The sequence below is a fragment of the Streptomyces sparsogenes genome, assembly GCF_001704635.1.
GTDB classification, from domain to species: domain Bacteria; phylum Actinomycetota; class Actinomycetes; order Streptomycetales; family Streptomycetaceae; genus Streptomyces; species Streptomyces sparsogenes.
Genome location: NZ_MAXF01000043.1, coordinates 1 through 13,246, shown reverse-complemented (window position 1 = coordinate 13,246; position 13,246 = coordinate 1). Strand labels below are relative to the sequence as shown.

At 75.5% G+C, this 13,246-nt stretch carries 9 protein-coding genes and 1 pseudogene; 4 read left to right on the top strand and 6 right to left on the bottom strand.

The features are described from left to right. Positions 1–39: 39 nt before the first annotated feature. On the bottom strand, positions 40–705 hold the full coding sequence (locus tag BBH68_RS10375; RefSeq protein WP_065960992.1) for an HD domain-containing protein: 666 nt from the start codon (positions 703–705) through the stop codon (positions 40–42). Positions 706–763: 58 nt separating this feature from the next. On the opposite strand from BBH68_RS10375, the gene BBH68_RS39130 reads away from it, so the two are divergent. Next, a complete protein-coding gene (locus BBH68_RS39130; protein ID WP_076972235.1) occupies positions 764–1,507 on the top strand; it encodes a copper homeostasis protein CutC in 744 nt (247 codons plus the stop codon). A gap of 375 nt (positions 1,508–1,882) precedes the next feature. Here BBH68_RS39130 and BBH68_RS39125 read toward each other — a convergent pair. Then, positions 1,883–2,863: pseudogene (locus BBH68_RS39125) on the bottom strand (MFS transporter); the annotation flags it as partial. A 98-nt stretch (positions 2,864–2,961) separates the two neighbouring features. Between BBH68_RS39125 and BBH68_RS10370 the strand changes: the two are divergent. Then, a complete protein-coding gene (locus BBH68_RS10370) occupies positions 2,962–3,279 on the top strand; it encodes an ArsR/SmtB family transcription factor (RefSeq protein ID WP_245737988.1) in 318 nt (105 codons plus the stop codon). 67 nt (positions 3,280–3,346) lie between these two features. Here the strand turns inward: BBH68_RS10370 and BBH68_RS10365 are convergent, their stop codons facing one another. Then, complete coding sequence (locus tag BBH68_RS10365; RefSeq protein WP_065960991.1) at positions 3,347–5,434, bottom strand: HelD family protein; 2,088 nt, start codon at positions 5,432–5,434, stop codon at positions 3,347–3,349. 225 nt (positions 5,435–5,659) lie between these two features. Next, the gene (locus BBH68_RS10360) at positions 5,660–6,157 is read right to left on the bottom strand and encodes an FBP domain-containing protein (RefSeq protein WP_065960990.1); all 498 of its coding nucleotides are present in this window, start codon (positions 6,155–6,157) and stop codon (positions 5,660–5,662) included. 140 nt (positions 6,158–6,297) lie between these two features. Here BBH68_RS10360 and BBH68_RS10355 point away from each other — a divergent pair, with 140 nt between their 5' ends. Further along, positions 6,298–6,873, top strand: a complete 576-nt coding sequence (locus BBH68_RS10355) for a TetR/AcrR family transcriptional regulator (RefSeq protein ID WP_065960987.1) — start codon at positions 6,298–6,300, stop codon at positions 6,871–6,873. A gap of 4 nt (positions 6,874–6,877) precedes the next feature. Here BBH68_RS10355 and BBH68_RS10350 read toward each other — a convergent pair whose 3' ends face one another. Both BBH68_RS10350 and BBH68_RS10345 read right to left on the bottom strand, forming a co-directional pair. Continuing rightward, positions 6,878–8,527: a DNA repair helicase XPB gene (locus BBH68_RS10350; RefSeq protein ID WP_065960986.1), complete on the bottom strand. Its 1,650-nt coding sequence runs from the start codon at positions 8,525–8,527 to the stop codon at positions 6,878–6,880. An 81-nt stretch (positions 8,528–8,608) separates the two neighbouring features. Further along, the gene (locus BBH68_RS10345; RefSeq protein WP_065960985.1) at positions 8,609–11,596 is read right to left on the bottom strand and encodes a helicase C-terminal domain-containing protein; all 2,988 of its coding nucleotides are present in this window, start codon (positions 11,594–11,596) and stop codon (positions 8,609–8,611) included. Positions 11,597–11,742: 146 nt separating this feature from the next. On the opposite strand from BBH68_RS10345, the gene BBH68_RS10340 reads away from it, so the two are divergent. Next, the gene (locus tag BBH68_RS10340; protein ID WP_065960983.1) at positions 11,743–13,053 is read left to right on the top strand and encodes a hypothetical protein; all 1,311 of its coding nucleotides are present in this window, start codon (positions 11,743–11,745) and stop codon (positions 13,051–13,053) included. Positions 13,054–13,246: the final 193 nt, after the last annotated feature.

Below are 13,246 nucleotides of genomic sequence, written 5' to 3'. Positions count from 1 at the left end.
CTGCCCGCACGCACCATCTGCCCGTGCACGATCACGCTCTTACGCCCCGAGCAGCCGCAGCTCCGTGGCCATGTTGTGGCGCGCCGCCTCCTCCCAGCGGTCGTGGCCCGCCGGTGTGCGGAACAGCCGGAGCAGGTCCAGGAGTTCGCGGAGGGCGGCTGAGCGGCCCTCGCGGAAGGCGTCGTCGGGGACGAAGGCGTACTCCTCGCGGACGGCGGCGGCGTAGGCGGCGTAGTCCTCGGGGGTGCCCGCGAGGACCGAGAGGTCGGCGTCGCACAGGACTTCGCCGTTGGTGTCGCCGGGGGCGGGGTCGTGGGTGCGGGTGAGGCGGACCAGGCGGGCCACTTCGGCGGTGCGGGACGCCGGTACGCCCGCTTCGGGGAGGGCGCGTTCGGCGAGGCGGGCGCTGCGCTCCTCATTGGTGGAGCGGTCGGGGAGGTAGACGGCGTCGTGGAACCAGGCGGCGAGGCGGACGGCGTCCGGATCGGCGGCGTGGTCGATGAGTTCGTCGACCCGGTCGAGGATGGCGATCAGGTGGTCGGTGGTGTGGTAGCGGCGATGGGCTTCGGCCCAGCGGGCGAGGAGGTCATCGGCGTACGGCCACGGGGAGGGGTGGCAGGCGCCCTCGCGGGCGGCGTTGAGGTGGACCGCCCAGCGGGTGCGGAGCGTGGCGTGGGCGGGGTGGCGGGGAGCGGGATCGGCCATGAGCCAATTGTGTGGGGTGTGGGTTTCGGGGCGGGCCGGGTGTGGCAAGCTGTTCGGCATGTCTAGACCACTTCTCGAGGTGATCGCCCTCGACGTGGCCGATGCGGTCGCGGCGCAGGCCGGCGGGGCGGACCGGCTCGAGCTGGTCACCGATATGGCCGCCGACGGGCTCAGCCCTTCCCGTGAGACCTTCGCCGCGATCCGCTCGGCCGTGGACATCCCGCTGCGGGTCATGCTGCGCGCGTCCGACGGCTTCGCCGCCGGGGGCGCCGCCGCGCTCGACGCGCTGTGCGCGCGGGCGGAGAAGCTGCGGACCGAGGGGGCGGACGAGTTCGTGCTCGGCTTCCTGGCTTCCGACGGGCTGGCCGACCTGGCCGCAGTCGGGGCGCTTCTGGACGTCATCGGCGCGGGGCCCGGGCTGGACGAGAGCCGGTGGACGTTCCACCGGGCCATCGACCACGCCGCCGACCGCGACGCGCTCCGCCGCCGGCTCGCGGGGCTTCCGGGTCTTGACACGTTCCTCACCGCCGGGTCGGCCGCCGGGGTGGACGACGGGCTTCCGGTCCTGCTCGCCGAGGCGGCGGGCGGGGTTGCGGACGGGGCGGCAGGCGGGGCGGTCGCGCCCCGGATCATGGTGGGCGGCGGGCTGCGGCTCGACCACCTGCCCGCGCTGCGGGCGGCGGGGATCGACGCCTTCCACATCGGCGGCGCGGCCCGGCCCTCGGGGTGGGGCGGGCCCGTGGACATCGCGTCGGTGGAGGAGTGGCGGGCCGCGCTGGACGAAGTGGTGCCGGTGGGCTGAGGCGCCCCGGCGCCCCTGTAGCTCCTGCCTCGGTGCCCGGCTCCCTGCCCTGGCTTCGCGGCCCGGTGCCCGCTCCCTTCCCCCCGTCAGGTCCGCTACCGCGAGGGGACGGTCACCTCTGTGGGCGCGGCGGCGGGTGTCGGGGGCGAGGGCTCGCGTGGGGGGGCGGGTCGTGGCGAGGACCGTGGCCGTGGCGAGCAGGGACAGCAGGGCCGCCGTCAGCGGGAACCACCGGTCGCCCAGCAGCGCGACGGAGACGCTGCCCGCGCCGCCGCCCGCCGCCATGCCGAGGTAGAGGGAGCTGCTGTTGATCGAGATCAGCAGCGGCGCGTTGGGCGGGTCGATGGAGGCCAGCCGGTGCGGGAGGGCGACCGCGACGGCCCAGCCGGCGACCGGGACCACCAGGGCGTAGAGCAGCGCGCCCGGCATGGTCCGGCCGAGCCAGGGGAGGGCCACGAAGGCGAGGGCCGGGATCACGCTTCCGGTGAGCATGACGCTCCGTACGCCCCAGTGGTCCACGGCCCGGCCGCCCAGCCAGCTGCCGGCCACCGAGGCGACGCCCATGACCAGCATCACCAGGCTCAGCCGCCCGGCCTCGCCGCCCGTGGCGGGGGCGACGGCCGTGGCGATGTAGATGTACACGGAGTTCCAGGCGAGGAAGAAGAGGAAGGTGGTCGCCGCCGCCCCGACGACCCGCCGGTCGCGCAGCGGGGCCAGCCGCTCGCGCAGGCCGGGCGGCGTGGTGGCGGATCCCGTGGTAGGCAGGCCGGTGGGCAGGTCGCGCAGCAGCAGGGCCTGGCCCGCGAGGGCCGCCGCGCCGAGGGCGACGACGAGCCACATGGTCAGCCGCCAGTCCGCGCGGCCGATCCAGGTGCCCAGGGGGACGCCGAGCGCGGTGGCGACCGTCATGCCGCCCAGCACGGTGGCCAGCGCCCGGCCGCGCCGCTCCGGCGGGACGAGCGAGGTGGCGACGGCGTTGGCGGTCGGGGTGTAGAGGGCGGCCCCGGCGGCCGCCAGCACGCGGGTGGCGAGCAGCAGGGGGTAGGTGGGGGCGAGCGCGCTGAGCGCGTTGGCGGCGGTGAAGAAGGCGAGCGCGGTGAGCAGCAGGCGGCGGCGCGGCCAGCGGGCGGTGACGGTCGCGAGGACGGGTGCGAGCAGCCCGTACGAGAGCGCGAAGACGGTGACCAGCTGCCCGGCGGTGGGGACCGAGACGCCGAGGTCGCGGGAGATCAGGCCGAGGATCCCGGCCATGACCATGGAGTCGGTGCCCACCGCGAAGGTGCCGAGGGCGAGCAGGAGCAGGCGTAGCCGCACGGGTGTCCTCCCCGAGAGATTGTTTGACGACAGTCCAACCATAGGCATCGTTGGATGAGTGTCAAACTGTTTCTCGTATGTCGGGTGGACGGATGTCAAACTGTTCGAAAGAAGGCGGGACGAGCGAGAGGGAGCAGGGCGTGGTGGACGAGCGGCTGCCCCAGCCCGATGCCGAGGACATCGAGCTGGTCAAGGTCATGCACGCGCTCGGCGATCCCGTGCGCATAAGGCTCCTGGGCGTCTACGCCGACGGCGGGGAGCACAGCTGCGCGCCCGAGGCCGTGGGCCTCGGGCATCTCCACAAGTCCACCGTCTCGCACCACATGCGCGTGATGCGCGAGGCCGGGATCACCACGACGCGGGTCGCCGGGCGCAACCGCTATGTGCGGCTGCGCCGGGACGAACTCGACGCCAGGTTCCCCGGCCTCCTCGACGCGCTGCTGAAGTCCCTGCCGTAAAAGCCTCCCCGGGGCGCGCGGCTCGCCTCCCTGCCGTAAAGGGGCTTGAAGGGGCTTGAAGGGCCTGTCAGACCAGCTGCTCCGGCAGCGGCGCCGCGTGGACCACCGTGAGCCCCGACACCGCCCGGGTCAGCGCCACATACAGGCGGCGCAGACCGGTGCGCTCGTCCGGCTCGCCGTCCACCACGGCGGCCGGCTCGTCCAGCACCACGTAGTCGTACTCCAGACCCTTCGCGAGCGTCGCCGGTACGAGCGTGAGGCGGGCCTCGGCGCTGGTCTCCTCGCCGGGGGCCAGGTACGCCAGGCCCGCCGCGTCGAGGGCGCCGGCCAGCACGGGGATCCGCGCGTCGGCCGCGATCAGGCCGATCGAGCCCTCGTGGCCCAGCGCCTCGCGGCACGCGGCGATCACGGCGGAGTCCAGCGCGGCGGGGTCCACGGCCCGTACGGAGAAGTCGCCCGCCGCCTCGCGGATCGAGGTGGCCTCCGACAGGCCGGGGGCAACCGCGGGCAGCAGCCGGGAGGCGTACGCGATGACCTCGCGCGGCACCCGGAAGCCCTGCGTCAGCTCCTCCACCGTCGCCCCCGGCTTGCCGAGGTGGGCCAGGGCCTCCTCCCAGCTCGCGGTCGCCCACGGGGTGGTGCCCTGCGCGATGTCGCCCAGGATGGTCGCCGAGCCGGTGGTGCAGCGGCGGCCCACCGCCCGGTACTGCATCGGGGACAGGTCCTGCGCCTCGTCCAGGACCACATGGCCGAGCGAGGGGGTGCGCTCGATCAGGTCGGTGGCCTCGTCGATGAGCACCGCGTCCGCCGGGGACCACGCCGCCGACTTCACGCCGCGCGGCGGCTTGGCCCACAGGATGGTCTTCTGCTCGTCCGCGTCGAGGATCCCCGCCGCCTGCTCGGCCAGGAAGTCGGCGTCGGACAGCAGCCGCAGCACCAGCTTGGCCGGGTCGACGGGCGGCCAGATCGCCTTGACGGCCGCCTTCACGGCCGGGGTGCGGGCCACCGCGTTCTGCACCCGGTCGTCGGGCGCCTCGCCGGCCTGTTCCATCCGAACCAGCACGGCGTGGGCGATCCGCTGCGGCAGCGCCTCGCGGGCCGCGCCGTACCGGATGTCGCGGTCCAGCAACTCGCGGACCATCTCCTCCAGTTCGTACGCCGGCACCCGCCAGCGGCGCGAGCCGCGCACCACCACGCACGGCTCGGTCGGCAGGGTGACGTGCGAGCGGACGGCGCGGCGCAGCACCTCCGCCATCCGCGCGTCGCCCTTGATGCCCGCCGCCTCGGCGCTGTCCGTGCCGCGCACCTCCACATGCGCGACGAGGTCGTCCACCGTGGCCTGGCCCACCTGCAACTCGCCGAGCGCGGGCAGCACTTGCTCGATGTAGTGGAGGAAGGAGCGGTTCGGGCCGATGACCAGGGTGCCGGAGCGGGCGAGCCGCTCCCGGTGCGCGTACAGCAGATACGCCACCCGGTGCAGGCCCACCGCCGTCTTCCCGGTGCCCGGCGCCCCCTGCACGCAGACCGTGCCGCCGATCCCGGCGCGCACGATCTCGTCCTGCTCGGGCTGGATGGTGGCGACGATGTCCCGCATCGGGCCCACGCGCGGCCGCTCGATCTCGGCCTGGAGCAGCTTGCCGGTGCCTTCCTCCTCGGCCGGGTCGGTGAGGTGCTCGTCCTCGTACGCGGTCAGCTCGCCGCCGGTGTAGCCGAAGCGGCGGCGCAGTCCGACGTCCATCGGCGCCTTCTTCGACGCCTGGTAGAAGGCCTGCGACACGGGCGCGCGCCAGTCGATGACCATCGGGTCGCCGTCCGCGTCGTGCACATGCCGCCGCCCGACATAAAAAGTGTCCGTTGAGCCGCCTCCGGCGGCGGGCTGCTCACCCTCCGCGCCCTCCGCCGCCTCCGCGCCCGGCGCGTGCAGATAGTCGAGCCGGCCGAAGAACAGCGGCGTGTGGGCGAGGTCGGCGAGCGCCTTGATGCGCTGGTCGACCTGGTGCTGGAGCGCTTCGGCGTTCACCCAGTTGGCGGTGACGTCCTTGAGGTCGAGCGCCTCGACGTCGGCGCGCATGGCGCGCAGGGCGGCACGGGAAGCGGCGAGGTGGGCGCGCTCCCGCTCCAGCGGGTCGGGGTGGTCAGGGGCGTGCGAGGGCACGGCGTAGCCTCCGGCGGGTACGGCAGAGCGAGTACGGGATGGAGCGAGAAGCCGCCCGGTTTCCGTGCGGGCGGCGGCTCTCCCTGAGCGGGAGGCGGCAAGACGCGCGATTGTAGCCAGCGCCCCGCGTCCCCGCGAATGGATTTCCGCCGCCTCCGCACCCGGCGCCCCCCGCCCCCACGGCCCCCGCCCCCGCGGCCCCGCTGTCCCGTCACCCTGTTCCCGTCACCCCTGGAGGCTGTCCAGGAAGTCGAACAGCTTGGTCGTCAGCCGGGCCGTCTGCTCCTCCAGGGTGAGGGATTCGGAGATGCGGCTGCCGCCCGGATCCGGGGTCTTCTTGCCCCGCAGATACAGCGAACACTGCAGGTCGGCGCAGATGTAGAGGCCCGCCGAATTGCCCTCGCGCCCCGCCTTCCCCGCCTTGCGGGCCGTCATCAGGGACACGCCGCTGCCGGGGTGCGTGGTCAGACACAGCGAGCACATGCCGCGGTGCAGATGGCCGCGCTGCTGCCCCGGGGTGCGGAGGGCCACGCCGACGAGCCTCCCGTCGCGTTCCACCACGGCATAGCCGCGGTCCGGTGCCGCCGGGTCGCGCCACCCGAGGAAGTCCAGGTCGTCCCAGGGTCGCTCGTCCAGATCGCGCGGCACGGCGAGGCGCTTGGCCTCCCCCTTGGAGCAATTCACGAACGATCCGCGGATTGCCTGCTCAGTCACAGCCTTCATGCAGGGGAAGCTAACAACGCCTAATCCGGCTAGGCAAACGATTAATGGTTTTAGGTTTCGAGGCCCCGGGTCTTCCCGCCTGGTTGGATGCTGCCGGAGGCGCCGCAAAGACCCGGCGCCGAAGGAGAAGGAGGTGGCGCATGCCCCGTGCGGGTCTGACGCCTGAGCGGGTGGCGGAGGCGGCCGCGGATCTGGCGGACTCCATCGGGCTGGAGAACGTCACGATCTCCGCGCTGGCGCGGAACTTCGGCGTGGCCGACGCGAGCCTGTACTCGCACGTCAAGAACATCCGGGACCTGCGGGTGCGGGTCGCGTTCCTCGCGGCGAGCGACTTCGCCGACCGCATCACGGCCGCCGTGGCCGGGCGGGCCGGGCGCGACGCCCTGGTCGCCTTCGCCAACGCCTACCGGGACTTCGCCCTGGCCCACCCCGGGCGGTACGCGGCCACCCACATCGAGATCGCCCCCGAGGAGGCCGTCCGGTCCACGGGCGGCGCCCGCATCATCGGGGCCACGTACGCCGTCTTCCACGCGTACGGGCTGAAGGAGCCCGACCTGACCGACGCCGTACGGCTGCTGCGCAGCACCTTCCACGGCTACGTCAGCCTGGAGGCCATCGGCGCCTTCCGCGACCCGCGCGAGGTCCAGGCATCCTGGGACCGCGGCGTCGAGGCCCTGGCCACGCTGCTGGAGAACTGGCCCTCCAGCAACTCCTAGGCGGTCACACGTCCTCGCCCGCCGGCAGATCGCTCGCGTCCACGATCCGGTAGGCGTACCCCTGCTCGGCGAGGAACCGCTGCCGGTGGGCGGCGAAGTCCTGGTCGATCGTGTCGCGCGCGACGACCGAGTAGAAGACCGCCTGGTGGCCGTCCGCCTTCGGCCGCAGCACCCGGCCGAGGCGCTGGGCCTCCTCCTGCCGGGACCCGAACGTCCCCGACACCTGGATGGCGACCGTGGCCTCCGGCAGGTCGATCGAGAAGTTGGCGATCTTGGAGACGACGAGGACCGAGATCTCCCCCTGCCGGAAGGCGTCGAACAGCTTCTCGCGCTGCGCGTTCGTCGTCTCGCCCTTGATGACGGGCGCGTCCAGGTGCTCGCCCAGCTCGTCCAGCTGGTCGATGTACTGGCCGATGACCAGGGTCTGCTGGCCCTTGTGCCGCGCCACCAGCGCCTCGGTGACCCGGCGCTTGGAGGCGGTCGTGGCGCAGTAGCGGTACTTCTCGTCGGCCTCGGCGGTCGCGTACGCCAGGCGCTCGGTCTCCGTCAGGTTGACCCGGACCTCGACGCAGTCGGCGGGCGCGATGTAGCCCTGCGCCTCGATCTCCTTCCACGGCGCGTCGAAACGCTTGGGGCCGATGAGGGAGAAGACATCGGACTCCCGCCCGTCCTCCCGCACCAGCGTCGCGGTCAGCCCCAGCCGGCGGCGCGCCTGGAGGTCGGCCGTGAACTTGAAGACCGGCGCGGGCAGCAGATGCACCTCGTCGTAGACGATCAGGCCCCAGTCGCGGGAGTCGAAGAGCTCCAGATGCGGGTAGATGCCCTTCCGCTTGGTCGTGAGCACCTGGTAGGTGGCGATGGTGACCGGGCGGATCTCCTTGCGGGTACCGCTGTACTCCCCGATCTCGTCCTCGGTGAGGGAGGTGCGCTTGACCAGCTCGTGCTTCCACTGGCGGGCCGAGACGGTGTTGGTCACCAGGATCAGGGTGGTCGACTTGGCGGTGGCCATCGCCCCCGCGCCCACCAGCGTCTTGCCGGCGCCACAGGGCAGCACGACGACCCCGGACCCGCCGTGCCAGAACCCCTCCACGGCCTGCTTCTGGTACGGCCGCAGCGCCCAGCCGTCCTCGGCCAGCTCGATCGGGTGCGCCTCGCCGTCCACGTACCCGGCCAGGTCCTCGGCGGGCCAGCCCAGCTTCAGCAGCACCTGCTTGATCTGCCCGCGCTCGGACGGGTGGACGACCACCGTGTCCGGGTCGATGCGCTGCCCGACCAGCGGCTGGATCTTCTTCGAGTGCAGCACCTCCTGGAGCACCGGGCGGTCGGTGGTCTCCAGCACCAGGCCGTGGGTGGGGTGCCTGAGCAGCCGCAGCCGGCCGTAGCGCGCCATCGTCTCGGCGACGTCCACGAGGAGGGCGTGCGGGACCGGGTAGCGGGAGTACTGCACCAGCGCGTCGACGACCTGCTCGGCGTCGTGCCCGGCGGCGCGGGCGTTCCACAGGCCGAGCGGGGTCACCCGGTAGGTGTGGATGTGCTCCGGGGCCCGCTCCAGCTCGGCGAAGGGGGCGATGGCGCGGCGGCAGGCGTCGGCCTGCTCGTGGTCGACCTCGAGCAGGAGCGTCTTGTCGCTCTGGACGATCAGCGGTCCGTTCACGCGCCGGGGCCCTTCATACGGGGGTGGGTGGGCAAGCATCCAGTGTTACGCACTCGGGCGGGTGAACGGGAATGGTCACGTTCACGCCGAGTCGTCCGCCAGCTCCGCGACCCCCGTGATCCGGTGCAGCGGGTACGTCCGCACCTCGTCGGCCGTGTGGTCGTACGCCGTCACGAAGCCGCCCTCCACCCGCACCGGGGCGATGACGCGCTGGCTGGCCGCGCCGTCCGCGTTGACGTAGCCGATCCAGACGGCCGAGCCGGTGAGGGCCGCGGCCTGCATGGTGGCGAGGGTGTCGGCGGAGGTGGTGCGGGGCAGCCGGCCGGCCGCCGTGGCGCCTGTGGGCACCGGCTTGTGCGGGGTCGTGGCGGCGCGGTCACCGGCGCGGATGGCGCGCACCGCCGCGCCCAGCAGCGTGTCGTCGGGCACCGGCGGGCCCTCGGGCACCGGGGTGGGGGCGGAGCGCGGCGGGGTGCGGTGGGCCTCGGCGCGGGTGATCAGCACATCGCCCTCGGCGGACTCGGCGGCCGGCGCGTACCCCATCGCGCGCAGGCCCTCCAGCAGCGCGTCCGGCGCCGCCTGCGCGGCCAGCACGGTCGGCGCGAGTCGGCGCAGCCGCAGGCCCGCCGAGCGGCGGTCGGCGAGGATCTCGGCCAGCAGCGCGTCGTCGTCGCAGCGCACATAGGCGGACGCGGCGCCGACGCGGAGGTGGCCGTGCTTCCGGGCCACGTCGTCGATCAGGTAGGCGAGCGGCTGCGGCACCGGGGTGCGGGAGTGCTCGGCGAGGAAGGCGTGCAGGTCGGACGCCGCCTGCCCGGCGTCCAGCGCGCGGCGTACGGAGGCGGGCGTGAAGCGGTAGACCGTGGCGCCGCCCTTGGACTCCACCTCGGCGAGGACCCCGAGCATCGCCGCGAGCGGCCGCTCCAGCGGGCCGGGCGCGACGGCGGTGAGGTCCGCCTGGAGCAGGACGTGGTCGAGCGGCTGCGGCAGCAGCGGCGCGAGCAGCCGCGCGGCCGCGGCCGCGGCGGTGGCGGCTTCGGCGGGGGAGGGGGGCCGGCCGGGTGCCGCGGTCCGGATCTCCGCGGCGGCCGCTCCCGCGGCCGGTCCGCCGGCGGTGGGGGTAGGGGCGGTTACGCGGTCGGCGGCTTGGCGGTCGGGCCCGGCGGCCTTGGCTGGGGCGGCTTGCGCGCCGGCGGCTCCTGCTCCGGGGGCTCCTGCTTCGGGGGCTTGCGGGCCGGTGGCTCCCGCACCGGTGGCCCGAGAGTCAGCCGCCCGCGGGCCGGCGCCCCGGCGCTTGGAGCCGATGCCGCCCGCCTCCCCGGCCGAGGGGCCCGCCGGGGACGGGACCGTGGGCTGGGGCGGGCCCAGGAGGGCCCGGCCGTGGGTGGACAACGCGGCGCGTCCGGTGACGCCGAGCAGCTCGGCCTCGGTCAGCGTCCACTGCGCCAGCCGCGACCGCAGGTCCTCGGCCGGGGCGCCGCGGTGGGGCGGGCGCTCCCAGCGCAGGCGGGCCAGCAGCCCTTCGGCGGTGGGCGGGGCGCCGGCCGGGAGGGCGGCGAGGAGTTCCAGCACGCGGTGGCGCACCTCGGGGGCGGGGGAGCGGTCCAGCTCCGGGCCGAGGGCGGCGAGCGTGCGGCCTTTGGCGTCGCGGCCGCCGACCAGGCCCGCCGCGCGCGTCGCGGTCAGCCAGGCGGAGGCGAGCCGCGCCCAGCGCTCCTCGTCGGGCAGGCGCAGCCAGTCGTCGTAGGCGGGGGTGGGCGCGTAGCGCTCGTCCGTCTCGCCGTCCGAGGCGAGCAGCCCCGCCGCGTACGCCAGCTCGGCCCAGAACGCGGCCGCCGGCTCCGGCACGTCGAGCGCCGCGGCGGCCCGCTTGAGGTCCCGTACGCTCAGGCCGCCCGCGCGCAGCACGGCCGGGCCGGCGGTCTCCCACTGGCTCAGCAACTCCTCGACGGTGGCCAGGGCGGTGAACGCCTGGCCCGCCGCGGTCGCGTCCACAGCCTGTGGATCGTGTCGCGCCGCGGGCTCGAGGGGCGGCGGCAGCGGCTCGGGCGCGCGGTGCGCGCGGCCGCCGCGCAGGTGCAGGGCCACCTCGCGGGGCAGCACCACGTTGCGCGGCCCGGACGGCAGCAGCAGGCCCCGGTCCAGCAGCCACCCGACGGGCGGACTGGGCGCCGCCACGGACGCCTCCCCGTACGGCGGCCCCCAGGCCAGCTTGGCCAGGACCTGCGTCGCGGCGGCGGGGGCCCGCGCGAGCAGCGCCGCCATGCGGGGGCGGTCCGCGAAGAGCGCGGTGAGCGCGGCGACGGCGGTGACCGGGTCGTGGGTCGGCGGCAGCCCGGCCGCCGCCAGGATCTCCTGCAACCGCCCGGGCGACATCCCGGCCGTCGCCTCGTGGGCGGTGGGGCCGAGACCGGTCGGGGAGGGGGCGGTGGGCGAGGGCGCCAGCAGCTCGCGGACGGTGCGGACCAGCCGCAGCCGGTCGTCGCCACCCCAGACGAGGGCCTGGTCGCGGAGGGTGGCGACGGCGCGGGGGAGTTCGGCGAGGATCTGGTCGCGGGTCTCCGGGGCGATGCCGTCCTGCGCGCGGGGGGCGGCGGTCGGGGTGTCGGGGTCGCCAGGGGCGCTCGGGTAGCCGGGGGTGCCTGCGTAACCGGGGGTGCCTGCGTCATCCGGCCTTTCCGGACCGCCGGGCCCGCCCGGGCCCTCCGGGCTGCCGGGGCCGCCGGGGCTGCCGGGGACACCTCCGCCGCCCGAGCCGCCCGGGCCCTCCGGCGCGGCGCCTGCCATCAGGGCGGCCAGCGTCTCGTACGGGCACGGGTCCGGCGCTACGGCCAGGGCCTCGGCGGTCTGGAGCGCGAACCGGTCGAGCCGTTCCACGGCGCGGACGACCGAGGCGCGGGTGCCCGCCCGGGTGGCGAGTTGGGTGAGGTCGTTGGGGACCGGGGACAGCAGGTCGGGGCGGGCGCGCAGAAGGGTGGCGAGGGCGCCGTCGGGGCGGGTGCGCAGCTCTTCGGCGAGCGTGCGCGGCGCTCCGCGGCCGCTGTCCCGTGGGCCGGTCTCTGCAGGCACGTGTGCCTCCCGATTCCGCTAGCTGGTCATTCGATCCACAGTACCGGGGGGTGGTGAACTGCCGGAGGTGCGGCGGGCCGCCGGTCCGGCGCGGTACCGTCGGAACGGTTCTGATACGCCAGCGGTGCGCATTCTCAGGGGTCTTGGTGGGGATCGAGAGCGAGCAGCTCGTCTACGACTATCTGAGCCGTGTCGGCGATCTGGCACAACAGGGGGGCCTGCCGTCCGGCGACCGGATGCGGCTGGTCGCCGAGTTGCGCGCCGACATCGACCGGCGGCGCGCGTCCGCCGGTACGGACAGCCCGGCCGGTGTGAAGCGGATCCTCGCCAAGCTCGGCACACCCGCCGACGTGGTGGCCGCCGCCGGGGGCCGGCCGCCCGCGGGCGGCGCGCCGGACGGTGGCGCGGCGGGCCCGGGGAGCGCCGGCGGGACGTACGCGAGCGGCGGGCCGCCGCGCGGGGCGTACGGGACCGGAGAGCCGCGTGGGGCGTACGGGACCGGGGAGCCGCCGCGCGGGGCGGGCGCGGCCGGGATGGCGCGCGCGGCGCGCGAGAAGCTGTCCGGGCTCGCCGAGCGCAGCGGGCTGACCGGCAAGGTGCCCACCCCGCGCGACGGCGACGCCCCGGCCGGGCGGCGGCCCGGGGCCCCGGGCGAGTCGTCCTCCACCGGGGCACCCCCCGCCGGGGCGTCCCCCGGGCAGCCGGCGGCCGACCACGGCAAGCCGCCGCGCGTGCCGTCGCCCGCCCGGAGGTCGCCCTCCGCCGCGTCGCCGCCCCACCTCGCGGGCGAGGACGAGCTCGGCCCCCGCGAGTCCAATCCCGACTGGTGGCACGTCGAGCCGGGCCCGTTCGCGCAGCCCGAGCAGCGGGACTCGCCGTTCGGGCAGGTGGAGGGGTTCACCGGCGGGATCGAGATCCCCGAACTGCTCGGCATGCCGACCGAGGCCGACCAGGAGAAGGACGCCAAGGAAGCCGCGGGGGCGGACCCGGACCAGGGCGCCGGGGAGGGGGCGGCCGATGGCGGCGGCAAGGAGGCGCGCCGGCCGGGGCTGCTGCGCCGTGCGTTGCGGCGGCGGCGCGGCGGGGACGCCGAGGCCGCCGCCGAGGGGGCCGAGCGGCCCGGCTCCCTCAGCCCGCTGCTTCTGCTGGCGGCCGCGCTGCTCGTGGCCGGCGCCGTGCTGGGCAACCTCATCGTGATGGCGTTCGGCTGGGTGCTCGCCTACAGCACGCGCAAGCTGTCGCGCGCCGAGGCGAAGTGGGCCGCGCTGGGCATGCCCGGCCTGGTCGCGGCCGTGGCCATGACCTGGCTGTGGGGCCGGGCGACCGGCAAATGGGGCGAGCCGATCCCTCAGGACGGCATGAAGGACGCGCTGCGGGCGGCCTGGCCGGTCGTGGTGCGCTCGGCGGCCATCGCGTCGGCGCTCTTCCTCGTATGGCGCGCGAGGCGCCGCAGCTGACCCGAGGGCTGCCGCGCCCAGGCTTCCGGGCCCCGGGGCAGGCGGGTCCCGGCCCCTGGTCCCCCGCTCCGGCCCCGGCCCCGGGCAGGCGGGTCCCGGCCCCCTGGCCCCCGGCTCGGGGCAGGCGGGCCGAGGCCCACGGTCAGGCGGTTTGGGGCCGCCGGCGAGGCGGCCCCCGGCCCCCCCGGCCCCC